We start from the raw sequence: 26,982 nt of genomic DNA, 5'->3' as shown, positions 1-26,982 counted from the left end.
TGGGTTTCGCCTTGCTCGAGAACGTCGGCACCGTCCTCAAGGTGGCCGCCTCGTGGGAGCGCATCGCGGTCTCCCGCGCCTTCCTCACCGTGCCGTTCCACACGCTGCTAGGCATCTATGTCGGTTACGGCCTCGCCCGAGCCAAGGGCATCGGGCGCGCCGCCGCGGTGACCCGCATCGGCAGGACGCTTTTCCGGGCGGTGCTGATACACGGGTTCTTCGACCTCCCGCTTTTTTTGGGCGCGGGCTCGCCGGTCTTCCCGACGCCGGTGAATTACATCGCGGCCGCGTTTTCGCTGCCTAGCTGGACCTTCCTCAACGTCTGCCTGCTCGTCGTCCTCGCGATCCTGTGCCTTGCCGCTTTGAAGGGGATGGTCTGGACCGTCCACAGGGAAGCCGCCACGCAGGCGATCGCGATGATGGGACGATCAAGGCTTGCGCGGTACGTCGGATTCATCCTTGTCGCCGCGTTTGCTGTCGCTGCCGCTACGCTCATCGGGCTCGTGGCCGAAGCGCTCGACGGCGGCGCGGCGCTGACGGTCGTGCTGCCCGGCCTGGATGCGAGCCTCATTCTCGCAACCTTTGCGGCTCTGCTCGTCGCGGCGTCCGGCTGGTCGATGCGAACCGGCGTCGTCGCCGTAGCCACGGTCGTTCTGAGCATGGCCGGCGCGGGCTGCGCGCTCGACGTGTTCGACGCCTCGCGCCGCAGCGTCTTGGCGGCGGTCCTCGTCGCGAGCGCACAGCTCTCCGGCGCGACCGGCGATCTCGACCGCGCCTCGCGGAACGCGGCGAGCGCCCTGGCGCTGACGCCGGACGCCTTGCCTGTGATCGCCATGCACGTCCAAATCCTGGACCGTCGACGACGCTACGACGTGGCCTACGACGATCTCTCGCGCGCCCTGACGCGGCGTCCCGACGATGCCTCGCTGCTAGCTTTGCGTGCCCAGGAGTCGATGAACCGGCACCAAGACGACATGGCCCAAGCCGACCTCGACCGCGCGTCCGGCCTCGAACCGCGGGACGCCGGCTTGCAACACCTTCGTTTCTCGCTCCTCCTGGCGCGGGACCGGACCGTCGAGGCCGAGGCGGAGCTCGGCGAGGCCGCGGCACTCGAGCCGCCGGGGGCGTTGTTGGGCCATATCGACCGGGCAGCGCTCGCCGTCAGGCGGAAGGATAACAGGACCGCGTCGGCGGAGTTCGCGGAGGCGGTCCGCATCGCACCCGCCGAAGCATCCGTCTTGGCCGCACGCGGACGCTTCCGATTCGATCAGGGCGACTTCAAGGGTGCGGTTTCGGACCTGGCGGTCGCGGCCTCGCGGGGCAACGACCCGTATATCGTCCTGTCGCTCTACGACGCGCTCTCGAAGACCGGCACGGATCCCTACCATACCTTCGCCTTCTGGGCGCCGCTCCTCAATCGGACCTACTGGCCGGGACCGCTCGTCGAGCTCTATCTTGGACAGCTTACGTTGCCCGCCGCGATAGCGGTCGCCCGCACCGGAGACGAGCGGTGCGAGGCCTACTTCTATGGGGCCGAGTGGCTGCTGAACCAGGGCCAACGCGGCTTCGCGTTGCCGATGCTGAAGGCCGCGGTCCCGCTTTGCCCGCTCTCCTTCGTCGAGCATGACGCCGCCGCCGCGGAGATCGCGCGCCTGGAGCCAGCGTCCCGCAAGCCCGAGTTCGCGACCATCCGCTCGACCGCGAAGCCGGCGTCGACGCCGGAAAAGGCACAGCCGTGGATTCCGCCTGCCGCCGCGACGCTCGGCGGTCGAGGCTGTGACGCGACGGGCGAGGCCAGTTGGCGCTTCGCAGGCCCGGATGCCGCGGACGCGGCTCCGCCGTCGCTCAGGGTCACCGTCACCATCCCGCCGCTTCTGCCCGATGCGGTGCTGGATGTGACGCCGAACAAGGCGGCCGGATCGTTTGTCGTCACACTAGCCATGCCATCCAGGTCGGATGCGCTCGCGATCGAAAGCCCGGGCGACATGAGGGTGCGCGACGCCCGCTTCGCCTCACCGTTGGACATGACGGCGTTCAAGGATGCCCCCGATGCGACGTTCCGCGCGGGTATCGCAAAGGACTCGATCGTCCAGGACCTCGACGTCATCCTGAAGGGGCTGGTTCTGGAGCTGCCGCTCAGGACGGGCGAGAACAGGCCCTGCAGCCTGTTCCTGAAGATCGACGACGCGGCGCGGAACGCCGTTCGCAACGCCGAGACGTCATGGACGGCGTTGCTGGCGGCCGGGAACCGCTGAGCCGCCATATTCAGGCGCTTCTGCAGAACGGTCTCTTCGAGCCGGTCCGACTAGACGACGTTGCGACGGCATCCGACCTACCGGCCGGACGTAGGGCTTTACGGCGTCTTTAGCGTTTGGCTTACAAGCCCTGCTGCCCCAACGGAAATGACTGGCAACGTGGCCGGGAGATCACAGTCACCCGCGCGTAAAGATCGTATCCACGGCTACCATCGCAGAAAGTCATGAGAACGATGTTCCAGCAGCCGCCACGTCCTTCGACAATACTCGGCCTCGTTACAGTTCTGTCCTTCGTCCTCGACTTCGTGTCGGCAGGTACCGCGTCCGCGCAGGATGCCAACAGCATCGCCAATATGTTCGGTGGCATCATCGGTGCCGCGATTGTCGAGCAGAACCGTACCGAGTGGCGTCGCCTGTCGGGCGACGACCGCGCCTGCATCGCGGCCGGCGTCGAGCGGGAAGGCGGCTCGATCCAACAGCTGATCGCTGGCGGCGTCTCACCCAACGACGAACGCATAGCCGCCATCCGTCAGACCTGCGCCTCTGTCGCGAGCCGCACCCTGAAGCTCAACGTCGAATGCTCGATCAACACGCCGCAGGGCACGTTCACCAGCCGATGCGACGAGGACTTCTCGGAAGGCGACGGCGGGGTTAGCACGCGGGTGTCGCGCGCCGACGCCCTTAAGGCGGCCTTCACCGAAGGCGCCGTCCACACAAGCCTCTATGAGCGGCGTGACGCCATCGCGCGGCGCCAGCAGATGATGACGTCCGGCGTCACCTCGGGGCAGGTGGCGGTGCCGAACTTCGACTGCGCCAAGGCCCGGATGCCGACCGAGTTCGCGATCTGCAGCTCGGCGACCCTTTCGAAGCTCGATGCCGAATATGGCGACCTCTTCAGGCGGCAGCACGGCAAGCCGGACCCGGCGGTCGCCAAGCAGGTCACCAAGCAGTTCAACGACCGCAACGCCTGCGGCTCGTCCGAGGACTGCATCCGCCGCAACATGGAGGCCTCGATCGAATTCATGGCCCGCACGCTGCGTAAGCATGGCGACGACGTCGTGACGACCCTCGAGCAGGCCCGCAAGACCGCGCAGGCGGAAGCCGCCCAGGCCGAGGCCGAGCGGCGACAGGCTGCCGACGCCGAGCGCAAGGAGGCGGACCGCAAGAGGCGGCTCGTGTCCGGGACGTCCGCGACCAAGGAGCTCGTCGAGCAGGCCTCCGACTTCCTGAAGTACGATCCCCGCAACCCGCGCATGCTGACCATCGCGGAGGCGATCGCCTCCGCAAACGCCGCCCTCTCGAACGGCGAGCTCGACCAGATCGAGGCCGCGCAGACGACGCTCTCGCAGGCGTTCCGCGACGATCCGACGTTCGCGAAGTACCTCGCCGCCCGGGCCGAGCAGAAGTCGCGCGAGAGCGCCCGTTTGATGGGCGACGCGGTGAAGCTCGCCGAGCAGCAGAAGCGCTTCCTCGTCTCCTACATCGCCCAGAACCCGACGTCTGCGGCGGCCGCCTCGTCGATCGGTCTGGTGAAGCGCATCGAGGCGATCCTGCCCCATCCCGACCTCAAGCAGCTTCGCGAGGCGACCGCCGCCGTCGACGCGGCCCTTCGGCAGTACGGCCTGCAGGACAACTTCCTGCTGTCGATGAACGCCGTCGACGACAAGCCGCACGCCGACGCCGAGGGCGGCACACCGGCGAACCTCGACATCGTCACGACCGACCACAACCGCTTCCTGCTCGACGGCTCGCTCGGCGACCTCGTCCTCATGTACACGGCGGCGCCGAGCGCGCCGCACGTCGTGCGCAACCTGCGCGGCGACCTCGTCTTCGGGCAGGGAATCGCCAGCGTCTGCATCTACGAGAAGGACGCGGGCACGGCCATCCGCGACCGCATCCAAGTCGCCTTGGCCAAGTACGCTCTGAAGCAGCTCCTCGTGGAGGCTGCGCCCTGCGGCTTCGACGGTGCGCCGAGCGTCGACATCGTCGCGGTCGAGCGGGGCGTCTTCCTCAAGCAGGATCCGGCCTATGCCGCCGGCCTCCTCAACGAGGTCGAGACCGGCCACGTCAAGCCGCTGCTCTCGGTCACCGATGCCCAGGCCGAGACCGCGATCCAGTCCGTCGAGACCAAGCGCAAGCAGCTTGAGGCCGACATCGACCACGACGCCCTCGACGGCTTCGCGCTGCTCGTGCTGCCGGCGGTGCAGTCGGGTCCGATCTGCGGCGCCCTGAAGGCCGATCTCGCCGCGCACGAGGCGATCCTCGGGCGCATCGCCGATCCCGCCGTCGGCCGTCTACGGGCGCATCAGGCGCTCGAATCCAACAGCGCGGACGACGTGTTCGCCGACGTCCAGCGGTCGCGCTGCGCTGCGGTCTACGCGTCGGCCGTCGACCTGAAGCTGCTCCTCGACGCGTTCCGCCGCGAGAAGATCGCCTACCAGCTTTTCCCGGAGCCCGTTCTGAACAAGCAGCTCGAGACCGAGAACGCGGCCATCGCGTCAGGCAAGGCGCAGGACGAGCGTGAGGCGCTCGAACGCCGCCGCCAAGCCGACGAACAGCGCAGGCTCCAGGCGCTGCGCAACGGCGACGAGGCGAACACGCAGGCAGCTCGCCAGGCGGCGCTCCGCGACAAGTACGGCAAGATCGCTGCGGCTAGCGCGGCGCTCATCGCCAACGAGGTGAAGGACTTCGTCATCGCCGGTGGCGCCATGAAGACCGGCGATGTTGGTGTTAACGTGCCGGCGGAGTTCCCGGCGCTCGCGGCCTGGTACGTCGATCAGCTCAAGGATCGCTGGGAGCTGCAGTCGGTCGATTCCGACCTCGACGACTACGGCGCCGCGGCCTGGAAGGGGCGTGCGCTGGAAGCGGCGCTGACGACCGTGCGTGTCCGGCTCAAGAACCGGGTCCTCGGCGACTACCGCGACGCGTGCTTCGAGGTCGGGCGCCTCGTCGACCACGAGTTCGGCGTGACGCGCGATCCGGTCGATGCGCCGTGCCAGGATACCGCGGCCATCGCGTCCTGGAAGGTCGGGCACTCGTTCAGCAGCGTCTGGAAGGTGGAGTAAGATTTCGCCTGAAAGAGCATTCAGTTCAACGAACTAAAGTGGATGCTTCGAGGCCGTAAGGGGCGCAGCAGCGTCAGCAAACCATGCTGACCGTGGTCTACCGCCTCCGGATCCTTTTACGATTTCATAGGTCTACGCCCGACGGCATGGATCGACCCCTTCGCTCGGCTCGAGCCTCCGCCCGCCTGGATCGCTGATGCGTCCGCGGCGAACCCTCGTCGCGTGCGGCCATGGTAACCTCGACCCAAGAAACGCCGAACGTTGACGGTCATCACAGATCCACCATCCTGGACGGGCACTGAGTAACCAACATCAATGATTTCAAGGGCTCAGCCTAGACTACGAATCTAGGGGTCAGGAGTTCGAATCTCTTCGGGCGCACCAAAATCTGCACCATTCGAAATAAATCTGCGAACATGCGCATGGCGGCGGACAGGTCATTTCGCAACCAATTCCGGTTGCACTGACATTTTCGCGGTCAGACGATGTCCGATGGACCGTGTTCCGCGGCTCTACCGTTCTTACCACGCTGGGCTTAAACTCGCTCCGTCCATTTGGAGCCGTCCATGTCGGAGCTGGAGCGCCGCACGCACGCCGAAAATATCGTCGGAATGCCGCTTGCCTTATCGATCACCAACACTGGCCTGAAGCTCGGGTGCGGCACACGACTCGCACGCCTTCCGGAAGCCGGATCGGGCCTCGGAGCCTGGGCCGCTGTAGAGCGTGCGCTCTGCCTTATCGCGTGTACCGAAGCCCAACCCGAGGATCCGCTGATGCAACGGTACGAGTCGTATTTGATGCAGGCCGAATGGGGCAGCCGCGAGGAGTCGCCGACGGCCATCGCCGCGCGCTTTCTCAGCACGATCGATGCGCTGCGCACGCTTAACCCGTTGCTCGATGTGTGGTCCTGGGGCGACTATCACGAGATCGGCGAAACGGAAGGCCAAGGCGGCGTCTACCCACTGGATGGCATCCGGCCGCGGATGGCCGGGGCAGTTGCCCGCAACATGGGCAATGCCGGCGAAGCCGAGCCTGACCCCGACAATGGTTACAAGCTCATGGCACAAGCCGATCGCACGGCGCCCGGCAGCCTGATCAGCCTGAGCGGCAGCGCAGGCGCGCGTCCCGAGGGTCGGCCCGGCTTCAGCGTGACGCCGTTCACCAACCGCATGAACTTCGAACTCGGCCCCGAGCCCGACCCGTCGTTCCTGCGATACGCCTTCTGGCGCGAGGTTATGCTGCTGCTCGCCGAAACCTGGGAAACGACCTGGGTCGAGGCCTGGCCGGACGACATGAGGGACCACTGGGGCCCAAAGCACGCCTTCCGCGCCGTTTGGATGTGCTACGTGTCGCCCCACTTTGCGTCGCTGGTGACGCCGCCCCCCGGCATCATCGCCGAGCGGCGTCCTAACGGTGGCCTGTTCATGGCTGCGACCGACGCGATGTTTCGCACCGCCGAGCCGCGGCATCTTGCTGGCGCCCTTGCAATCGAAGCCGCGCTGCATCCGCTGAACCGCCTCGACTACCCGATCGACGAGGCGTACCTCTAAAGATCGAGCCCGGCGACAGACACGCGTTCGCGACGAACGAACGAAGCTAACGCGTGAACTTACCACGGAATTTCAAGCACATACGTGTTCGCAGTTTCATTCGAACTGGCGCACTAATTTGAACAATGATAGCGATGGATTACGCTGTTTCGGTTTTTTCTATGATACTTTGTATCCCGGTGACCACATGATGACCACCGTTCATTGCTGAGTGGATTGCCGTCGCGAATGAGCGAAGAAGCCGACGACGCTGAGCAAGATAGCGGGAAAGCCACAGCTCCAAAACTGCCGCCGGCATCACGTAGTGCGGTACAGGCCCGCATAGTCGACGGGCGCCCTCCTTTTCCTGACCTTTTCGATACGCTGCTGGCTGGAGTACCGAGGCCAGGTGACAATATCAGCATTCCGACAAGCGCGGGGGCGGCGGGTTACAAGGTCCAGTGGGTGAACTGGGACCCGCGCGCAGATGTCCAAGTCACCATAGGGTGTCTCCCAAATCAGACCGTAGACCCGCCCACTGCGATGAGCGCTGCGGATGTGAAGCAGCGGATTGAGGATCTTACAAAATCAAACTTACAAATCTTCGAAAAGGCAGAGGCTTATACAAAAGCAATCATTCTAGCGGGGTATGCCGGCCTTTTTGGACTATGGTCGTTCGCACAAACTAGCTTAACTCCACGAGAGATCGATATCGTTGCAGTGCTACTTGGCGTTTCACTTATTTCCTTTGTGACATGGGAAATATTTGTGATGAGACAGCGTGCAATTACACACGCGAAGTTCAACCAGATCGTTGACGCGACCCCGGAAAGCTTCTTTACGCGCCTATCAAAATTTGAAGAAGGGCAGCGGGTTAAGGATAGAAGTCTACAAAAGATATGGGTGGCAAGCTTTTATCTCTCTGTGCTTCCCGGATACGCCGCAGCCCTCCTCCTGATCTACAATGTCGGCGCACACCTTCTTTCTCTGCCGCATTGGCCATGAGCTGCCGTCGCTTCTACTGAAGAACTCTCGTTCAAGATCCGTCACGACGAACGTTCGCCGGAGCTCGACGTGGGGTGTGTAATGCAGCTTTGGATATCGTTCCTCGCCATCGGGATCGCTCTGTCGGACGCGTCCTTTCTTCTAGCGAACCAACTCGAGCGCTGCGTCGCTGATCGGGTGACAGCTCCGAAATGAAAGGCGCCGCCTTCCTTGCGAGCGAAGCGGCGTCAATTGTTAATGTCAAAGTCCCAACGCAGGTTGGCGAGAGAGGAGTGAACTCGCGCAACTCACTTCGCCAATAGATCGGTCAGGATCAAAATCGTATGACAATCTACATGACGTCCCGCAGTGGAGCCGCCGCCGATCGCAGGTGCTCCTGCTCCCCGTAGGCCTCTAATTCTGGGCTATGGTGCGGGTTACGTCCGGGCGATCGGGGTAAGGCGGGGGTGGCGTGTCGCCGTTCTGTCCGGCGTCCTCGGTATCGCGGCTTCGATACTCGCGTTCCAGGCCCCGCCACAGGTTCACCCTCCAAATTCCGAAGAATTGCAGCGCTGACGGTATGACGCGCGCCTCCGCGTCAGGTCCGGTGTTCGGTCACGATGAGCTTCAGCAGGTAGGCGCCGTAGCCGGACTTCCCGTATTTTTTCGCGCAGGCGGTGAGCTGGTCGGCGTCGATATAGCCGGCATTGTAGGCGATCTCTTCCGGGCAGGAGAGTTTGAGGCCCTGGCGGCGCTCGAGAATTTCGACAAACTGGCCGGCTTCGAGCAGGCTGTCGTGCGTGCCGGTGTCGAGCCAGGCGAAACCACGCCCCATGATCTCCACGTTGAGCGCGCCGCGCTCCATGTAGACGCGGTTGAGGTCGGTGATCTCCAGCTCGCCGCGGGCCGAGGGCTTGATCGAGGCGGCGATCTCGACGACGGCGTTGTCGTAGAAATACAGACCGGTGACGGCCAGGTTGGAGCGCGGAACCTTCGGCTTTTCCTCGATGGTCAAGGCGCGGCCGTCGGCGGCGATCTCGACGACGCCGTAACGCTCGGGATCGGCGACGACATAGCCGAACACCGTGGCGCCGCTCTCGCGCCGCGCTGCCGAGGCCAGCAGTTCCGGCAGGCCGTGGCCGTAAAAGATGTTGTCGCCCAGCACGAGCGCCACGCGATCGTCGCCGATGAAGTCGCGGCCGATGATGAAAGCCTCGGCCAGCCCGTTGGGGGCGTCCTGCACCGCATAGGTGAGGCGGATGCCCATCGCGCTGCCGTCACCGAGCAGCTGAACGAAGGCGGCCTGGTCGTGCGGCGTGGTGATGATGAGGATGTCGCGGATATCCGCCATCATCAGCGTGCTGAGCGGATAGTAGATCATCGGTTTGTCGTAGACCGGCAGCAGCTGCTTGGAGACGACGCAGGTCAGCGGAAACAGGCGGGTGCCGGTGCCCCCGGCGAGGATTATGCCCTTCATGATGGCTTTGCAGTCCTTTGGTCGGAGGGCTCTTCGAACAGGGTTTCGATCACCTGCCGCATGCGCAGCGGCCAGTATGCCGCGCGATAGGCAAAGGTCTTGGCGAACAGGCTGGAATCGAGTTCCGAATTGGCAGGCCGTTTGGCCGGCGTCGGAAAGTCGGCGGTCGTGATCGGCGCGACCGGCGGAGACTTGCCGGTGTGCCCGGCCTGGGCCTCGACGATCGCCTGGGCGAAGCCATGCCAGGTCGTCGCGCCCGTGCCCGCGAAATGATAGGTGCCGAAACCTTGTCCGCCAGACTCCGGCGCCTGCAGGAGCGCGTCGACCGCAAAGATCGCTTCCGCGATGTCGATGGTCGCCGTCGGGCAGCCGCGCTGGTCGGCAACGACGCGGAGCTGGTCGCGCTCCCTGGCCAGCCGGAGCATCGTCTTCAGAAAATTGTTGCCGTATTCGCCATAGACCCAAGCGGTGCGCAGGATGACGTGGCGCGGCACGGCGCGGACCAGCGCCTCGCCCTCGGCCTTGGTCCGGCCGTAGATGCCCAGCGGGGCGATCGGATCGTCTTCGCGATAGGCGCCGGTCTTGCTGCCGTCGAAGACGTAATCGGTGGATATGTGGAGGATCGGGATGCCGGCGCGATCCGCGGCCTGCGCCAGAACGCCGGCGCCGGTGGCGTTGATCGCCGCAGCCAGCTCCGGCTCCGTTTCCGCGCGATCGACGGCGGTGTAGGCGGCGCAGTTCACGATCAGCCGCGGCTTGGCGTCGGCGATCGCCCGGGCGACGGCGTCAGCGTCGGTGATGTCGACCGCGCTGCGCGCGAGGCCGACGGCGTTCGCGTCGCGGGCGGCGGCCAGTGCCATCACCTCACGGCCGAGCTGGCCGGCGGCGCCGAACACCAGCAACGGGCCGCTCAAGCAACCTGCTCCGCGCCCTGGCCGAGCCGTTCGCCGCGGTAACCGCCCGAGCGGATGCGCTGCCACCATTGCGGATTGTCGAGATACCAGCGCACCGTCTTGCGCAGGCCGGTGTCGAAGCTTTCGCGCGGCACCCAGCCGAGGTCGCGTTTGATCTTGGAGGCATCGATGGCGTAGCGCTGGTCGTGGCCAGGGCGGTCCGTCACGAAGGTGATGAGGTCCTTCGCGCTGTGGCCGGGCTTCGGGGCCATCTCGTCGACGAGGTCGCAGATCGCGTGGACGACGTCGAGATTGGAGCGCTCGTTCCAGCCGCCGACATTATAGCTCTCGCCGAGCACGCCTTGCGTGGCAATCGTCACCAGCGCGCGGGCGTGGTCCTCGACGTAAAGCCAGTCGCGGACGTTGGCGCCGTTGCCGTAGACCGGGATGGGCTTGCCCTCCAGCGCGTTCAAGATGACGAGCGGAATGAGCTTTTCCGGAAAATGGTAGGGCCCGTAGTTGTTGGAGCAGTTCGAGCTGACCGTCGGCATCTTGTAGGTGTGATGCCAGGCGCGGACGAGATGATCCGAGCCGGCCTTGGAGGCGGAGTAGGGCGAGTTCGGCTGGTAGGGGCTGGTCTCGAGGAAGAAGTCGCTTGCGCCCAGGGAGCCGAACACCTCGTCGGTCGAGACATGATGGAAGCGAAACCGCGCCTTAGCCGCCTCGTCCAGCGCCAGCCACTGGGCGCGGGCGGCTTCGAGCAGCACGAAGGTGCCGAGCACGTTGGTCTTGATGAAGGCGGCAGGCCCGTCGATCGAGCGATCGACGTGGCTCTCGGCGGCCAGATGCATGATGATGTCGGGCTTGACCGCCTCGAAGACCCGCAGAACAGCGGGCGCGTCCGTGATATCGACCTGCTCGAAGCGATAACGCGGGTTGTTGGAGACGGGGTCGAGGTTGTCGAGATTGCCGGCATAGGTCAGCGCATCGAGCACGCAGACCTCGTGCGCTGTGTCCTCGATGAGGTGGCGGACCACGGCCGACCCGATGAAGCCCGCGCCGCCGGTCACCAGAAAACGTAACGTCATAGGCGATCCTTAATCGAGATTGGGCCGTGGAGAGCGCGGGCCGATACGGTCTCTTCGTCTGCCATCCCAGCCCGCTCCGGCATTTCCGACCGGGGCGAACGGTGTCGCTGGCGACGGTCAAATCGAAATTGGCCCGCCGCATCGCCGCGTCGACAGCCCCCTGATAAGCGACGATTCCCCTCGCTTCAAGTCAGGGCCGGCCGTCATGGCCGACGTGCGAAAACCGAAAACGAGGATCCGAAGGGGCTTGAATGATCCTCGTGCGCCACCGTGATGGTGCTGAGGCCCAGCAGTGCCAACACCTTCAGAATGTCGTTGCGATCCATCCAGCGGTGGTCGTCGAAAGCCCCCCCGCAAAATTCGGCCGTCTCGTTGGCCTTGAGATAGCTGCGCCGGAACAGGCGGATGGACTGCCCCGCCAGGTCCTTGGTTTCGGCCGTCGCGTTCCAGTCGTTTCGTCGCTGGTCGCCCGGCGGCAAGGCATCGACATCGACGTAATGGGTCCAGAGGTAGACGGCGTCGGTCCGCGCGGCGATGGCCTCGAGCAGGCGCACCGGGTCGGGCATGTGGTAGAGGACTCCGCAGGCGAAGATGAAGTCGTAGCGCTTCGGGCTGTCCTCGAGCCATTTCACGGCGTCGCCGAGATGGAAGCTGGCATTCTGCAGCTTCGTGATCTCCTTGGTCACCAGACAGCGGAGGAAGGCTTTCTTGTTGGCTTCCACCGCATCGACGACGGCGCCCTTGGCGACGAGGCCGCAGGTATGGGAGGCTTCGAGGGGGCCGAGTTCGAGGACGGCGCGGCCGTCCAACGCGCCAAACTGCTCCGCCGCGAATTCGAGCCGGCCATCGTTGAAGAGATAGCGGTCGCCGGCCGTTAAGCCGAATTCCGGCGGAAAGGCGCCGACCCAACCATCGATCGCGTCGATCGCGTTCTGGGCGCTCGGCGTCCGGGCCTCGTAGGTTTCAAAGGGCGTCGTGCCTTTCCCTCGCTTGGCCATCATGTTCAACGTGGTGCTCCGTGCGGTGCGGCGAGGGGTGTCGGCAAATCTCTGCGCGAAAGCCGCCATTCAGGCAAGCGCTGCCGTCCAATTGTAGAGGCTGAGGCCTGGATGGAAAAACGGGTCGTCGCGGAGGTTCGCCCGCCGACGCCGTTTGAAATAGGCGCGCTGGCTTTCGTAAACGTCAAGCCGCCGGAACGTCGCGCCGCCGCGGCTCGCGGATTCCTCATGGAGCAGATGGACGCCGGGATCGACGATCGTGGCAAAGCCTCGCTCGGCGAGACTCAGGCAGAGATCGATGTCGCTGAGCTCGATCGGCAGGTTGAGGGCATCGAAGCCGCCGACCGCGAGGAATTTGCGCCGCGCCACCGCAAGGCAGGCACCGGTGACGGCCGAGACATCGTGGACAGCCTGATGACGGCTACTCCAACCCGGATCGTCCGGTTGGGCAAAGGCGCCAAAATGTCCCGCGCTGTCGCCCATCCCGAGCAGAACGCCGATGTGCTGTAGCCGACCGTCGGGATAGCTGAGCCTTGCGCCGACCGCACCAATATCGGGCTGCAAGGCCCAATACGTCAGCCGGTCGAGCCAATCGGGGCTCAGCGCTTCGGTATCATCGTTGAGGAATACGAGGATCTCGGCATCGGTCGAGGCGGCGCCCTCGTTGCACATCAGCGAGAAGTTGAAGGGACCGGGATGGCCGAGGACGCGGACGTCACCGCTTTGCCGGAATGTCTCGAACAGCCGCTTCGTATCGCGCTCGACGCTGCCGTTGTCGATGACGACGATATCCGGTTGCCGTGAGCCGGGATGAGCTCTGATGCTTTCGATCGTCCGGCTCAGGCGCGCCGGCTGGTCACGCGTCGGGATGATGATCGTCGCCGATGCGGCCGACCCTATGAGATGGGCCTCGACCGGGCCGGCGGCCGGGGCGTCTCTCGTCTGCAGCAAAACGCGGCGCAGCGGCATCGCCGTCGCGTTGGTGAGACGGGAAGCGAGCGCATCGGGGATCGCCGCGTCGACGATGAAGCGTTCGTTCTGCTCCGCCGTCAGCGTCAGCGGGGCCCGCAGGAAAACGGCGCGGCCAAGGAATGGCTGCCGCTGTTGCAGACGGCGGCTCCAGCCCGGCTTGAACACGGGGGCCAGGCCCTCGGGCGTTTCGGTTTCTTCGTCGCCATAGAAGACCTGGCGGTCGGGATAGCGGTGTGCGGCTTCGGCAAGGCAGGCGAGTGCGCCCGGCGTGAGCCGGTCGCCGGGCCGCAGCGACCCGACCAGGCCTGCTGTGGCTGGGACAGGGCCGGCCACTGTGGTCTGGCGGAGGCGCGCATCGTCCGGCAGCGGCAATGGCGTGCTGCTGATAATCGCCGCCGTCCAGCGCGAAAACACCTGTGCGTCGAGCGCATGCACCGTGGCCTCGAGCCCGACCGCGCTGCGTCGCGCGTCGATCCACAGATGGATCGGAGGCGCCGTGCTCCAATCGAAGCGTGGTGCGTCCAGGCCGCCGAGGTCGAGCGGCCTATGCCGTTTGCGGCGCCAGCGCGGATAGTCCGTCAGCCGGGTCGAGCCGATCGCCCAGGCCAGATTGATATCGGATTCCGGTCCCCAGCCGATCAGCCGGGTCAGGATCGCGCTGCGCGTCGAGCGCGGATTCTGGGTGAAGCCGAGGGCGAGGAGGCTGAGCCAGGATCGCCTGCGGATCGTCTCGATCTCGAAGCGAAAGGGGCCGGGACGGTTCGTCGGACTGACGTCGACGCGGATCGTGCGCGGCGGAATGCGTCCGATCCAAAGTCCCGCACCAGCCACAGGACCGGCCGCAATCCGCTCGGTGACGGTTCCGTCCGCGGTCTCGAAGCGGAAGACGGGGCGCACCGGTTCGTCCCAAAAGCTCGCACGGTAGGTGATTTCGACGAAGCGCCCGGCGTCGCGAAGCAGCCGGGGATCGTCGATCGTCAGCCAGGGATCGGCGGACAACGCCTCGTAGCCATTGTCCCGCGCTTCGACGTCGTGTCGCGGGACAAGCTTGAACGTGGATTGCGTCAAAGCCTCAGAGCCGATGGTCGAGCACCGAGGCCCAGATCGTCGCGCCGCAGGACCACGCCACCATCGCCGCCATGGCGATGAGCGCGAAGTCCGAGAAGCGGAGGGGGTAGGAATAATCCTGGGGCAACGAGGGCGGCACGAAGACGGCGAGATAGACGGACTGCCGCTCGGCGATCAAGCGGGCGCGGTCCATGCCGTCGCGGGCGAAACCGTACATCCGTTCGGCGAACTGCCGCTTGAGGTCCAGTTGTTCGAACTTGGAAATGGTCGAGGCCAGATTCGCCTTCGTCGTCTTGTCGCCCGCAAGCTGCTGCTGCAACGTCGCGATATGCTCGTCGATGCTTTCCAGGCGTGCTTTCGTCGCGGCGACGCCGGGGGCGTCGGGACCTGTCGTCCGCTGCGACACGAAGAGCTGGCTCTCGGTCTGGATCTTGTCGCCCATCAGCTGCAGCAGGAGCTTGCCGCTCTGCTCGGCGCTTTTGACCGGATCGATGATGCCCTGCGTGTTGCGGAAGACGGTGAGATCCGCGAGTGCGAAACGGACGTCGGCTTCGGCGCGCCGGATCTCATCCTCGGCGTGCTTGACCGCATCGGCGCGGACGTTGCTCGACAGATCGTTGACCAGCGTTTCGCTCGACTTCACGATCGCCTTGGCGAGAAGCAGCGCATCCTCGCGGCGAAAGGCGCGGGCCTCGACCGTGACGATGCCCGACGTGCTTTCGATGTAGACCGAGATCATCTTCTTCCAGTAGGCGGTGAGGTCTTCGGTCGAGGCATTGGTCGGGAGCTTGGCCCAGAAGTCCGCTTCGGGCCGCTGGAAGATGGCGCGGACGTCGACGGTGCGCGCAATGTCGTCGATGATGGCGCGGCTTTGGATGTAGTTCGCGACGATGTCGGCTTCCTGCCCGCCCAGCGAGCCGCCGGACGTCATGACGCTGGCGATCGACGTCTCGCCCTTGCCGCCGCTGTCGTCGGATCCGCCGGACGCCGTCTTCACGGCGAAGCGTGTTTCGGCCGCGTACTGGTCGGCGGCGACGAAGAAGAGGTAGAGGCCGGCCGTCAGGATCGGCAGGAGAACGACGAGGATCAGGCTGATGAGGACGATGTTCGGTTTTCGCCGCGGTTCCGGCTCGAGATCGAAGCTGCCGTCCGGTTGCACGAGGATCTCGGCCCGCGGGCGCGGCGGCTCGAGCCGCGCAACGCGCAGCAGAGGTGCCAGAGCCCGCGACGCGAGGGTGCGCCCGCGGGGCGGCTCGACTTCGAGCACCGGCATCTCGATCCGCTCTTCGGGATCTCGAACGTCGCTCATCGCAGAAACCGCCTACTCAAGTGCATGGTGCTCCCGTCAACGCGACGACGTCCTCGAAGCGACGAAATCGCTCCGTCAATTCGACGCTTCTATAGCAACCTCACGCTTTATAGTGAACGATCGATTACCCGCGACCATCAGCGCCCGGCCGACGTGAATGCCTTGGCGAGGAAGTGAAACAATTCCAAGTCTTTTTCGAGGAACGCTTCGATCGACGGGTTGCCGCGCAGGCGTGCGCCGAGGTCGGTGACCCTGGCATATTCGGGCACCTGGGGGATCGCGGCGTCGGGAACGCCGAGAAGTTCGGCGAGGCCGGTATTGAAGTCGGCACTCTCGGTCCGGCGGCCGATCAGCTCGAACGTGGACAGCACGTCCAAGGCCGCCGCGACGCTCGCATGGTTCGGCAGTTCGTCAGGGGTTGAGGCTGTCAACTGGCGCACGATGGGATTCGCCAAGGCCATCAGAACCTCGTCCGAGGCTTTTTTGAAGAAGCGCTTGCAAAAGGTCTCGTCGAAGTCCTCGCTTTCCGCGAGGCTCTCGATGACCGGCGCGAAGGTGATCGCATCGCGCGCGCCCAAAACCTCTTCGGCCCGCGTCCCGATGTTCTTCAGGAGGATGAGCCGCTCCGCCAGTTCGTCGTAGGGGTCGCGCATCATCGCGACCGTCTTGATCCCCTTGCTCAGGTAGAACTCGTAATTCTTGTAGAGCAGGCGGCCGCTGACGTAGGACGATGTGCCGTTGTTGAGGCAGAAGACCTGCGTCGACGTTTCCCGGCCGAATCGATCGATGCCTTTGTACCAGTACTGGAACCGGGATTTCAGGGCGTCGTCGATCCGCCACAGGGGCAGCAGGTGGGTCTCGAACCGGAATAAATTGATGTCCGGGAGGCGATCCGGCATGGCGCGTCGATACACGAGGATGTCGGTTTCGGCCTCCACGATCTCCAGATCGTTATGCCCGGCCAGGTTCGGAACGTGACTGTCGTCGATCGCGAAGCCGCACCGGCCCGTCGAATGCCGGCCGGCGTGGACGAGCGCATCGATGGTCACGTTGGCGCTCAGGGTTGCGAGTTCGACGCCCTCGCTTCGCACCCGTATGGACGGCACGGTGCCGCCGGAATCCGGCACCACATAGACGTTGATCGAGCTGCCGTGATCCTCCTGGAGGCTGAAAAGCATATCTACCCGGCGTCGTGGGAAGAGGAAGCGAGCAACCGGCTCCCGATCGATGGGTCGCGCGGCATGCTCAAGCCAGTTTGTTCCGGACCAAGCCGAGAATGCCGATCAGCGCGCCCCAGCACGCTAAGGCAGCCGCGATAAACAGACCGATATCCAAGGCGCGTCGCGGATACTTGGCCTCCTGCGCCGGCACCGGCCTGACGAAGGTATTGATATACATCAGCTTCGTTTCGGAGGCGAGGCGGGCGTGCTCGAGCAAAGTCAGCGACGCCGCATACATCTTCTCGGCGATCTGGTTTTCCAGCGTCATGTATTCGAGCTTCGACATCGATCCGGCCAGGTTCTTGGTGGCCTCGCCGTCGGCGCTTTGCGTCAGGTGCGACTGAAGGCGCGCGATCTCGTCGTTGGCGGCGCTTATCTTGGCTTGCAGGTTGCGGATCGTCGGGGAATTGGCGGTCACGTAGCGGCGCTGGGTATCGTAGTCCTGCTGCATCTTCGCCAGTTCGCCGCGCACCTGGGTGATCAGCCCGTTCAGAGCCTCCGCCGACTTGTCGGCGCTGAGCATGCCTTCCTCGTTGCGCGCCTTCTCGAGATTGGCCCGTGTCGTCGCAAGGTTGGCTTCGGCGCGTTGCCGCTCCTTCTCGCTCACGTCGATCGTGTCCTTGATCATCTGGTCGTTCATCTGGTTGACCAGGATCTCGCTCGCTTCCAGAGCCGCATCCGCGATGCGGGTGGCGTCGTCGGGCGAGAACGCCTTGACCGTGAAGACGACGATGCCGGCCGGCATCTGCACCGACATCTCGATCATCGACTTCCAGTAGCGCAGGAATTTCTCGATCTTGACGTTGTCCTTGAGGCGGCTGTGCGCGTCGATCGCCGGGTTGCTGTAGAGCGCGCGCAGGCCGACCGCTTTGTCCAGTTGCTCCACCATGGCGCGGCTCTGGATGTAGTTCATGATGATCTGGGTGTCCTGGATGATCAGGATCGACGGCACGCCGGTCAGCGATCCGATGCCGTCAAGCTTGGGCGGCATGCCGCCGCGCACCGTGAACCGTGCCTCCGAGGTGTACTGGTCGGACGCGACGAAGAGATAGTAGCAGGTGACGACAAAGCTCGGCACCGCGACGACGCCGACGAAACTCGCGATCCGGAGAATGCGGAAAAGCTTTTCGCCGCGGCGCGCCCGGAAGCCGCCGCTGGTGAAATTGCGACGATGTTTCGTCGAGAACCGGGCGCGACGCGCGGCCTCGCTGAGCGCTTTCGCGACCAGCTGGGCGCGTTCGCGCGGCGAGAAGACGGTGGGAACCGCCGTTCCAATCCGTTCGTCGCTCATCGGCGTGCAGCCATTGGGTTTGGTCCGATGCTCATCGATTCAGTCGATTATACATGTCGATCGCCTGATCGACGTCAGAAAACATCATCAGCTTGCCATCGACGAGAACGGCGCCGCGCGAACAAAACGTCTTGATCGTCCCCATCGAGTGGGAGATCACGATCAGATCCGAGGTCTTTCGGCGTTCGGCGAAGACCTGTTCGCAGCGGGCCTGGAAGCGCGCGTCGCCGACGGCTGTGATTTCGTCGATCAGATAGCAGTCGAACTCGATCGCCATGGACAGGCCGAAGGCGAGACGTGCCATCATGCCCGACGAGTAGGTCTTGATCGGGGCATCGAGATAATCGCCGAGTTCGGAAAAGTCCTCGACGAAATCGAGAACGCGTCGCACGTTCTGCCCATAGGCCCGGGCGGCGAAGGTCACGTTGTTGCGGCCGTTCATCAGCGGATGGAAGGCGCCGGCGAAACCGAGCGGCCATGACACCCTGACGTTGCGCTTGATCTTGCCCGAGTTCGGCAACTCCGTCCCCGACAAAAGACGCATCGTCGTCGACTTGCCGGCGCCGTTGACCCCCATGATTCCATAGGAGTGCCCGCTCTCGAACTTGGTCGTGATGTGATCCAGGATTATCTTCTTGTGGCCGTCGGTCTTGTAGAACTTGTAGACATTATCGAGCTCGATCATGGGGTACCGTTGCCTGGGCTTCACCGGGACCACGAGGGCGTGCGCCGTCGAACGAAACGCCTCTTATCACCTTCCCGGTCCTTTTTGTGGCGGAATCCTCGGAGGCGGCGATGCTGTCGCTCGGCCGTCTCGACAAGGCCAGGCGCTTCTGCGAGTCTGAGCCCTTCCCGAGCAGGCGAACCCCAGGGGCCTGCGATGAAGGCCCAAGCCTGTCTTGTTCATGCCTGTTTTGTCGATGCCCGCCTTGCCCCATGATGTCGAGTTTCTGCGCGTCGCGCTTCTTTATCTCGAAACGCGGCAGGTCTCGCCCCGCGCTACGGTGATCATCGACCTGCGGGACGAAGCCGCCGACCTGGACTGTGATGAGCGGGTCTTCGAGGACGGGCTGAACCTGCTGCTCGATCTCGACTATATCGAGGGGCCGGGCGCGGATGCGAACGGTCTCTGGCTGTTTCGCAAGCTCACGCGCAAAGGGATCGAATTCGTTCGGGCGACGCGCGATCCAGCGGATTGGGCTCGGATGAAGCATCAACGCGCGGTCGGCACCGTCCCGCTACGCTGACGGTCGAGCCTCGTACCAGGCAGTTGCGCCCGGTCTTAAGGCGTGCCGACGCAACTCTTGCCGCCGCCGCTCCGCTTTGCTATGTGAGCCTCCTAGCCTGCTTCTTCCTGCCGTCCTTGCGCCGGCCCGCGGCAACGCGGTGGTTTCGTCGATTTCGTGACGGACGCCGGTGGGATGAAGCGACCCAACAACACGAACCGCCGGTGCTGCCCTCAGGGGCATTTCAGGAGAATGAATGTCAGACGTTTCGACCTACACGCCATCGCGTGAGGATTTCGCCTCTTTGCTCGACGAGACCTATGGCGAGCACGAAGCCTTCGAAGGCTCGGTCATCAAGGGCATCGTCGTTGCCATTGAAAAAGATGTCGCCGTTATCGACATCGGTCTGAAGACGGAGGGCCGCGTCGCCCTCAAGGAATTCCAGGGTCCGGGCCGTGAAGGTCCGATCAGCGTCGGCGATGAGGTCGAGGTCTACCTCGAGCGCATCGAGAACGCGCTCGGCGAAGCCGTCATCTCGCGTGACAAGGCCCGCCGCGAAGAGAGCTGGGTCAAGCTCGAGAAGGCGTTCGAGCGCCAGGAAAAGGTCGAAGGCGTCATCTTCAATCAGGTCAAGGGCGGCTTCACGGTCGATCTCGACGGCGCCGTGGCGTTCCTGCCGCGCTCCCAGGTCGATATCCGTCCGATCCGCGACGTCACCCCGCTCATGCAGGTGCCGCAGCCCTTCCAGATCCTCAAGATGGATCGTCGTCGGGGCAACATCGTCGTGTCGCGTCGGACGGTTCTCGAAGAGTCCCGCGCCGAGCAGCGTCACGAGATCGTGGCCAACCTCGAAGAGGGTCAGGTCATCGACGGCACGGTCAAGAACATCACCGACTACGGTGCGTTCGTCGACCTCGGTGGCATCGACGGTCTGCTCCATGTGACCGATATCGCCTGGCGCCGCGTCAATCACCCGACCGAGGTGCTGACCATCGGCCAGACCGTCAAGGTCAAGATCATCAAGATCAACCATGACACCCACCGCATCTCGCTCGGCATGAAGCAGCTGCTCGACGATCCGTGGCAGGGCATCGAGGCCAAATACCCGATCAACAGCCGCTACCAGGGCCGCGTGACCAACATCACCGACTACGGCGCGTTCGTTGAGCTGGAAGCCGGCATCGAAGGTCTGATCCACGTCTCCGAGATGAGCTGGACCAAGAAGAACGTGCATCCCGGCAAGATCGTCGCGACGTCGCAGGAAGTCGACGTGCAGGTTCTCGAAGTCGATTCCGTCAAGCGTCGCATCTCGCTCGGCCTCAAGCAGACCCTCGCCAATCCGTGGGAAAGCTTCGCCGAGAAGTATCCGATCGGCTCGGAAGTCGAAGGCGAGGTCAAGAACAAGACCGAATTCGGTCTGTTCATCGGTCTCGACGGCGACGTCGACGGCATGGTCCATCTGTCGGATCTCGACTGGAACAAGCCAGGCGAGCAGGCGATCGAGGACTTCAAGAAGGGCGACATCGTCAAGGCCAAGGTGCTCGACGTCGATACCGAGAAGGAGCGCATCTCGCTCGGGATCAAGCAGCTCGGCGCCGACGCGTTCGCGCCGCAGCCGAGCGACGACGCTTCGAGCGGCGACGGCATGAAGAAGGGCGCTGTCGTGACCTGCGAAGTCATCGACGTGAAAGAAGGCGGCATCGACGTCAAGATCGCCGGCTCCGATCTCGTCGCCTTCATCAAGCGCAACGAACTGGCCCGCGACCGTGCGGATCAGCGTCCCGAGCGCTTCGCCATCGGCGAAAAGGTTGATGCCCGCATCACCCAGTTCGATCGCCGCGCGCGTAAAGTTTCCGTCTCCATCAAGGCGCTCGAATTCGCCGAAGAGAAGGAAGCCATCGCGCAGTACGGTTCGGCCGACTCGGGCGCTTCGCTCGGCGACATTCTCGGTGCGGCCCTCAAGGCCCGCGCCGCCGATGCTCCGGCCAAAGAAGACGACGAATAAGTAGACGCTGTCCTTCTCCCGCACGCGGGAGAAGGCGACTTCTCGTCCCACCCGCGCGGCTCACCCCGCGCGGGTTTTTTGTTCTTGGATTCGTTTTTGTTCTTGGATTCTAGGAGTGTCATGACGCGATCATCGCGCGAGCCGGTCGGCGTCGGCATCGATTTCGGCACGACCAACAGCGTCGTGGCGCTGGCCTTCGCCAATGGCGATGTCGAGAGCTTGAGCTGGCCGACTGCCGAGGGCCCGACCGCGACGTTTCGCACCGCGCTGACCGTCTGGCGTGAGGGCAGGGCGGTGATGCATGTCGCCGGCCCCGAGGCTATCGCCCGCGCCGCCAAGCCTGTCGGCGAGCAGCGCTTCATCCAGTCGCTGAAGACGCATCTCGCCAGCAGGCTGTTTTCCGAGACCCGCCTCTACGGCAAGCGGTTCACCATCGAGGACCTGGTGTCGACCTTCCTCGGGCATCTGCTCGAAGGGGCCGCGATCCCGACGGGCTGCGCGATCGCCGGCGGCCGCCCCGTGGTCTTCGCCGGGGGCACGGCGGACGAGGCGCTGGCCTGCGCCCGGCTGCAGACGGCCTATGCGCAGGTCGGCCTCACCTCCGTCGATCTCGCCTACGAGCCGCTCGGCGCGGCGTACTGGTACGCGCGGACCCTGACGAAGGACGAAACCGTGCTCGTCGCCGACTTCGGCGGCGGCACCAGCGATTTTTCCGTCCTCCGCTTTTCGCGCGACGGGGGTCGGCTGAAGGCCGACGCGCTGGCGCACAGCGGTGTCGGCATCGCCGGCGACACGTTCGACTATCGCATCATCGACCACGCCGTGGCGCCGCGCCTCGGCAAGGGCGCGACCTATCGCTCGTTCGAGAAGCGCTTGCCGATCCCGGCGTTCTACCACGCGGCCTTCTCGCAATGGCATCAGTTGTCCTGGCTGAAGAACGGCGACACGCTGAGCGGCTTGCGTAAGCTGGCGGCCACGAGCGACCGGGAAGCGGACCTCGAGGCGCTCGCGACGATCGTCGAGATGGACCTCGGCTTCGCCCTTTATCGTGCGATCGGCAGCCTCAAGGCGACCCTTTCGCGCGAAGAAACCGCGCTGCTGCATTTCGAAGGCGAGGGCGTCAAGATCGAGGCCGAGGTGACACGGGCCGACTTCGAAAGCTGGATCGCGCCGGATCTCAAGCGCATCGACGGCGCGGTCGACGAGGCGCTGCGAAGTGCCGGGCTGACGGCGGCGGGGATCGACGCGGTGTTCATCACCGGCGGTACATCCTATGTGCCGGCGGTGCGCCGCCTGTTCGACCAGCGCTTCCCCGCGGACAAGATCCACCAGGGCGACGCGTTCCAGTCGGTCGCCTCGGGCTTGGCGTTGTTGGCGGCGGATCGGGTGGGAGCGGAAGCCAGCTGAAGGGGGTAGTCGGAGTATACACCGGCGTATATACCGGAGCGATGGACCGCGTCTTCTCATGCGACCCTTCGAAACGACGGATCCTGCTCGGGGAGCGTCATTTCGATCTTTGGGACATGGCCGCAGTGTTCGACGATGAGAACCGCGTGGAGTTTGTCGACGGGCGTTTCGACTATGATAAAGAGCGGCGCGTTACGATCGGCAAGGCGCTCGGCGCGGTCTTTACGGTCGTTTACACGATAAGAGACCCCGTCACCTGGCTCATCACGGCGTGGCCGGCGAACCGAAAAGAGCGCGAGCGTTATGCAAGCCGATAGATCTTTCACGCGATTGGCGGATGGCACGCTGCTGGTACGACAGGATGATGGATCCTATCTGCCGGTCAAATCGGAGACCGACGAAGCCGCGCTCGCCCGTCTCACGGATGTAGAGATCGAGACTATGGCCGCGACCGATCCCGATCATCCGGCGCTGGACGACGCCTTTTGGGCCGGCATCGATGCGCGGCCGGCGACGAAGGAAGCGATTTCGATAAAGCTCGACGAGGACATCCTGTCCTACTTCCGGCTCCAGGGCCGAGGCTATCAGACACGCATCAACGCGGTGCTCCGCCGCTACGTCGATTCCCGTCGCAAGGCCGGTTAGGTCCATCCCATGACGACCGCATGTCCCAGTGCCACATCCGAAGAAGGCACCGCGCCACCCACGGCCACCGCCACCGGCATCGCCCTCTGCGGCGCCCTAGCGCTGGCCAGTGCGATGGGGATCGGCCGGTTTGCCTTCACGCCGCTGATGCCGCTGATGTTGCACGAGGGCACGATCGACCTCGCGTTCGCCAGCGGCCTCGCGAGCGCGAACTATTTTGGCTATCTCGTCGGCGCGCTGCTTTGCATGATGGCGCCGCGCCTCTGGCCAAGCGCCGCGATCGTCAAGGTCGGGCTGGTGGCGACCGCGGTGCTCACGGCCGGGATGGCGTTGCCGTCACCGGCGGCATGGGTGTTTCTGCGCTTCGCATCTGGCGTGGCGAGCGCCGTCGTCATGGTCTTCGTCTCGGAGTGGTGCCTGGCGCGCCTCGCCCAACGCGGCAAGCCGTCGCTGGGCGCGGTGATCTACACCGGTCCCGGCATCGGCATCGCGGTGTCCGGCTTCGCCGCGACCGGGATGCTGGCGCTGCATTGGTCGGCAGCCACGAACTGGCTGATGTTCGGCGCGCTGGCCGTGCTTCTTGGTCTCGTGGTCTGGCCGATCCTCAGCGACCCGGCGCCGATCGTGGGTCCGGCCGCCGGGGCCGTCGGGGTCAAGCCGGCCAAGACCGGTCCCCTGGTCGAGATGCTGATCTTCGCCCTGGCCTACGGGCTGGCGGGGTTCGGCTACATCGTCACGGCGACCTTCCTGCCGGTGATCGCGCGTCAGGCGCTGCCAGGCTCGGCGTGGCTCGACCTGTTCTGGCCGATTCTTGGCCTTGCCACCGTGGCCGGTTGCCTCCTGGCGATGCGCGTCCCGAAGCGGATCGATCCGCGTCTCATGCTGGTCGGCTGCTACCTGATGCAGGCGACCGGCGTCGTCCTCGCCCTGTTCATTCCCACAGTCGTCGGCTTCGTCGTCGGCAGCCTGCTGACGGGGCTGCCGTTCACCGCGATCAGTTTCTTCTCGATGCAGGAGGTGCGTCGCCTGCGCCCGCATCGTGCGGCGCGCTACATCGGCTTGCTGACGGCGCTCTACGGCATCGGTCAGATCGCGGGGCCGCCTTTCGTCACGCTCGTCCTCGCGCAATCGCGGGATCAGGCGCATGGGTTCGCGACGGCGCTTGGTGTCGCATCCGGCGCCCTGATCCTGGGTGCGGCCCTGTACGGCTTCATGCGCGCGCGCTGGTCCGCCAGAGCGTAACCGCGCGCATCTTGCGTCGTTTCACCGGTCGACCTAGGGTCCCGGCTCTCCTCGGGACCGTCAAAAATGTCTTTGTCTTCAGATCAGCTCGTCGATCGCCGCCGCCTGCAGCGCCGGGTGTCGTTCTGGCGCGTCGCCGCGTTTCTCGCGCTGGCCGTCGCCGTCGTGGTGGTGGGATGGCGGCTGTCGGGACGTGGCGGTCCAGGCACCCTGGTTCCGCATATCGCGCGGCTCTCGATAGATGGCGTTATTACCGGCGATCGCGAGACCATCAAGCTGATTCACGACATCGAAGTGTCCAACGCGTCGGCGATGATCGTGTCGATCGAGAGCCCCGGCGGCACCACGACTGGTGCGGAACGGCTTTATGATGCGATCCGCCGTGTCGCGGCGAAGAAGCCGACGGTCGCGGTCGTGCGCGGGCTCGCCGCATCGGGCGGCTATATCGCAGCCATCGGCGCCGACCACATCGTGGCGCAGGGCAACTCGCTGGTCGGCTCGATCGGCGTGCTGTTTCAGTTTCCCAACGTCTCCGTCGCCCTCGACAAGATCGGCGTGAAAGTCGAGACGATCAAATCCTCGCCCCTCAAGGCCTCGCCCAACGGGTTCGAGCCGACGACGCCGGCCGCGCAGGCCGCCATGGCCGCCCTGGTGACGGACAGCTACGACTGGTTCAAGGCGCTGGTGAAGGCGCGCCGCGCCATGAGCGATCAGGATCTCGCAGTTGTCTCGGACGGCCGCGTCTTTACCGGGCGCCAGGGCGTCGGCCTGCATCTCGTCGACGGGCTCGGTGAGGAGCGCGAAGCCATCGCCTACCTCGAAAGCCGCGGGGTCACCAAGGGTCTGCCGGTGCGCGACTGGAAGAAAACCGCCGGGCTCGGGGGCCTGACCCTGTTCAGCATGGCGTCGGGCGCCGCCAGTGCGATGGGGTTGACGGGCTTGGCCGGGGTGATCGACCAAGGCAGCAAAGCCGCCGAAATCCACGCCTTGGACGGGTTGCTGGCCGTTTGGCAGATCCAGGACGACTGATCGCGCCCACACGGTTCATTTTATTCGCGCTTCGGGACGTTTTTGTGCGATTTTCCCATTTTATCGGAAAACCATTGTGGTCTCTGACGCGTTGTTGATTTTTAGGCGGTTGCGTCGCTGGCCTGAAGGTAGGACCTATTCGAATGATTAAGTCAGAGTTGATCCAAAAGATCGCCGACCGGAACCCCCATCTCTATCTCCGCGACGTCGAGAAGATCGTGAATGCGATCCTCGACGAGATCACGAAGGCGCTGGCGCGCGGCGATCGGGTGGAGCTTCGCGGCTTCGGTGCGTTTTCGGTGAAGCGTCGCGACGCCCGCCTCGGGCGCAACCCGCGTACCGGAGTCCACGTCGAGGTCGACGAGAAATCCGTCCCCTTCTTCAAGACCGGCAAGGAAATGCGCGAGCGGTTGAACGAAGGCTATCTCAGCTGATACGCTCCGTCGGCGCAGGATATCCTGGATCGAGGGGGAGGCCGGAATGGTCAGATTTCTGAAGCTGCTCATTCTGGTGCCGGTCGCCGTCATCATCCTCGCCTTCGCGATCGCCAATCGCACCATCGTGTCGATCTCGTTCGATCCGTTTTCCAGCGCCGACGCTTCCGGTGCCGCGATCATGGCGCCGATGTTTGTAATCCTGTTCCTGACGTTGATCGTCGGCGTGTTCATCGGCGGCGTCGCCACGTGGTTCACCGAGGGCAGCAGCCGCCGGAAGGCGAGAGTCGCCCGCGACGAGGCGGAGCGCTGGGAGGACGAAGCCCGCCGTTTGCGCGATCAGGGCCCGGTGGGCGCGCCCAATAGGGTCATGATCCGCTAGGCCATCCTCTTCCGATTGGACGCGGGATGGCCATATCAGCCTGACACTTCCTCGCTCCGGCTGGAGCGGCTTCCGTCTGTAGGTTCGCGTGGTCACCGTCAAAATCTGCGGCCTTTCCAGCGCCGCCAGCCTCGGAGCGGCGTTGGACGCCGGCGCGGACATGGTCGGCTTCGTCTTCTTCGACGCCAGCCCGCGACATGTCGGCCTCGATCAGGCGCGCGCGCTTGGCGCCCAGGTCGCGGGCCGTGCCCAAAAAGTCGCCCTGACGGTCGACGCGGATGATGCGGCCCTGGCCGCAGTCGTCGAGGCTGTCGCGCCGGACATGCTGCAACTCCATGGGCACGAGACCCCGCAGCGGGTCGCCTATGTCCGAACGCGCTTCGGCCTGCCGGTGATGCGGGCGCTCGGCCTGGCAACACCGCGCGATATCGACCAGATCGCCGCGTTCGACGGCGTGGCCGAC

21 protein-coding genes and 2 pseudogenes are annotated in these 26,982 nt (G+C 64.7%); 14 read left to right on the top strand and 9 right to left on the bottom strand.

Annotation, left to right across the window (positions count from 1 at the left end; all coding sequences use genetic code 11):
* The 4 genes and pseudogenes from GSQ79_RS27845 to GSQ79_RS27830 form a co-directional block, all read left to right on the top strand.
* Positions 1-2,255, top strand: a pseudogene (locus GSQ79_RS27845) (hypothetical protein); the annotation flags it as partial.
* A 224-nt stretch (positions 2,256-2,479) separates the two neighbouring features.
* On the top strand, positions 2,480-5,320 hold the full coding sequence (locus tag GSQ79_RS27840; protein ID WP_158811995.1) for a lysozyme inhibitor LprI family protein: 2,841 nt from the start codon (positions 2,480-2,482) through the stop codon (positions 5,318-5,320).
* Positions 5,321-5,886: 566 nt separating this feature from the next.
* Positions 5,887-6,870: an Imm52 family immunity protein gene (locus GSQ79_RS27835; protein WP_158811994.1), complete on the top strand. Its 984-nt coding sequence runs from the start codon at positions 5,887-5,889 to the stop codon at positions 6,868-6,870.
* 228 nt (positions 6,871-7,098) lie between these two features.
* Complete coding sequence (locus tag GSQ79_RS27830; RefSeq protein ID WP_158811993.1) at positions 7,099-7,854, top strand: hypothetical protein; 756 nt, start codon at positions 7,099-7,101, stop codon at positions 7,852-7,854.
* 577 nt (positions 7,855-8,431) lie between these two features.
* Here GSQ79_RS27830 and rfbA read toward each other — a convergent pair.
* The 9 genes from rfbA to GSQ79_RS27785 form a co-directional block, all read right to left on the bottom strand.
* Positions 8,432-9,310, bottom strand: coding sequence for a glucose-1-phosphate thymidylyltransferase RfbA (rfbA, locus tag GSQ79_RS27825; protein ID WP_158811992.1), 879 nt, complete (start codon positions 9,308-9,310; stop codon positions 8,432-8,434).
* Positions 9,307-10,224 carry a dTDP-4-dehydrorhamnose reductase gene (gene rfbD, locus GSQ79_RS27820; RefSeq protein WP_246725635.1) on the bottom strand — a complete coding sequence of 306 codons (918 nt, stop codon included), beginning with the start codon at positions 10,222-10,224 and terminating at the stop codon, positions 9,307-9,309. The genes rfbA and rfbD overlap by 4 nt, the downstream gene beginning before the upstream one ends.
* Positions 10,221-11,291: a dTDP-glucose 4,6-dehydratase gene (gene rfbB / locus GSQ79_RS27815; protein ID WP_158811990.1), complete on the bottom strand. Its 1,071-nt coding sequence runs from the start codon at positions 11,289-11,291 to the stop codon at positions 10,221-10,223. The genes rfbD and rfbB overlap by 4 nt, the downstream gene beginning before the upstream one ends.
* Positions 11,292-11,494: 203 nt before the next feature.
* Entirely contained in the window at positions 11,495-12,298 is an 804-nt protein-coding gene (locus GSQ79_RS27810; protein WP_158811989.1) for a bifunctional 2-polyprenyl-6-hydroxyphenol methylase/3-demethylubiquinol 3-O-methyltransferase UbiG, read from the bottom strand.
* A 60-nt stretch (positions 12,299-12,358) separates the two neighbouring features.
* Positions 12,359-14,329, bottom strand: a complete 1,971-nt coding sequence (locus tag GSQ79_RS27805; RefSeq protein WP_158811988.1) for a glycosyltransferase — start codon at positions 14,327-14,329, stop codon at positions 12,359-12,361.
* 4 nt (positions 14,330-14,333) lie between these two features.
* Entirely contained in the window at positions 14,334-15,638 is a 1,305-nt protein-coding gene (locus GSQ79_RS27800; protein WP_158811987.1) for a capsule biosynthesis protein, read from the bottom strand.
* 137 nt (positions 15,639-15,775) lie between these two features.
* The gene (locus tag GSQ79_RS27795; RefSeq protein ID WP_158811986.1) at positions 15,776-16,816 is read right to left on the bottom strand and encodes a hypothetical protein; all 1,041 of its coding nucleotides are present in this window, start codon (positions 16,814-16,816) and stop codon (positions 15,776-15,778) included.
* 67 nt (positions 16,817-16,883) lie between these two features.
* Entirely contained in the window at positions 16,884-18,149 is a 1,266-nt protein-coding gene (locus GSQ79_RS27790; protein WP_158811985.1) for a lipopolysaccharide biosynthesis protein, read from the bottom strand.
* 31 nt (positions 18,150-18,180) lie between these two features.
* Positions 18,181-18,834, bottom strand: a complete 654-nt coding sequence (locus tag GSQ79_RS27785; RefSeq protein ID WP_158811984.1) for an ABC transporter ATP-binding protein — start codon at positions 18,832-18,834, stop codon at positions 18,181-18,183.
* Between the two features lie 244 nt (positions 18,835-19,078).
* Between GSQ79_RS27785 and GSQ79_RS27780 the strand changes: the two genes are divergently transcribed.
* From GSQ79_RS27780 to GSQ79_RS27735, 10 genes and pseudogenes are all read left to right on the top strand, one after another.
* A complete protein-coding gene (locus GSQ79_RS27780) occupies positions 19,079-19,396 on the top strand; it encodes a hypothetical protein (RefSeq protein WP_158811983.1) in 318 nt (105 codons plus the stop codon).
* Between the two features lie 235 nt (positions 19,397-19,631).
* Positions 19,632-21,380 carry a 30S ribosomal protein S1 gene (gene rpsA / locus GSQ79_RS27775; protein WP_158811982.1) on the top strand — a complete coding sequence of 583 codons (1,749 nt, stop codon included), beginning with the start codon at positions 19,632-19,634 and terminating at the stop codon, positions 21,378-21,380.
* A 120-nt stretch (positions 21,381-21,500) separates the two neighbouring features.
* Positions 21,501-22,787, top strand: a complete 1,287-nt coding sequence (locus GSQ79_RS27770; RefSeq protein ID WP_158811981.1) for an Hsp70 family protein — start codon at positions 21,501-21,503, stop codon at positions 22,785-22,787.
* Positions 22,788-22,828: 41 nt separating this feature from the next.
* Positions 22,829-23,104 carry a BrnT family toxin gene (locus GSQ79_RS27765; protein ID WP_158811980.1) on the top strand — a complete coding sequence of 92 codons (276 nt, stop codon included), beginning with the start codon at positions 22,829-22,831 and terminating at the stop codon, positions 23,102-23,104.
* Positions 23,091-23,432 carry a BrnA antitoxin family protein gene (locus GSQ79_RS27760; RefSeq protein WP_158811979.1) on the top strand — a complete coding sequence of 114 codons (342 nt, stop codon included), beginning with the start codon at positions 23,091-23,093 and terminating at the stop codon, positions 23,430-23,432. Before GSQ79_RS27765 ends, GSQ79_RS27760 begins: the two co-directional genes overlap by 14 nt.
* Before the next feature lie 9 nt (positions 23,433-23,441).
* Positions 23,442-24,674, top strand: coding sequence for a YbfB/YjiJ family MFS transporter (locus tag GSQ79_RS27755; protein ID WP_158811978.1), 1,233 nt, complete (start codon positions 23,442-23,444; stop codon positions 24,672-24,674).
* Positions 24,675-24,740: 66 nt separating this feature from the next.
* Positions 24,741-25,703, top strand: a complete 963-nt coding sequence (sppA, locus tag GSQ79_RS27750; RefSeq protein ID WP_158811977.1) for a signal peptide peptidase SppA — start codon at positions 24,741-24,743, stop codon at positions 25,701-25,703.
* A 143-nt stretch (positions 25,704-25,846) separates the two neighbouring features.
* Positions 25,847-26,137 (top strand): integration host factor subunit beta, encoded by a 291-nt coding sequence (ihfB, locus tag GSQ79_RS27745; RefSeq protein ID WP_158811976.1) that lies wholly within the window; start codon positions 25,847-25,849, stop codon positions 26,135-26,137.
* Between the two features lie 46 nt (positions 26,138-26,183).
* Complete coding sequence (locus GSQ79_RS27740) at positions 26,184-26,519, top strand: LapA family protein (RefSeq protein WP_158811975.1); 336 nt, start codon at positions 26,184-26,186, stop codon at positions 26,517-26,519.
* Between the two features lie 88 nt (positions 26,520-26,607).
* A pseudogene (locus GSQ79_RS27735) lies at positions 26,608-26,982 on the top strand (N-(5'-phosphoribosyl)anthranilate isomerase); the annotation flags it as partial.

This window comes from Beijerinckia sp. L45 (genome assembly GCF_009765775.1).
In the GTDB taxonomy this organism is placed as follows: domain Bacteria; phylum Pseudomonadota; class Alphaproteobacteria; order Rhizobiales; family Beijerinckiaceae; genus RH-AL1.
Note: the sequence above shows the minus strand (reverse complement) of the source record. Positions and strands in the feature narration are given on the sequence as shown.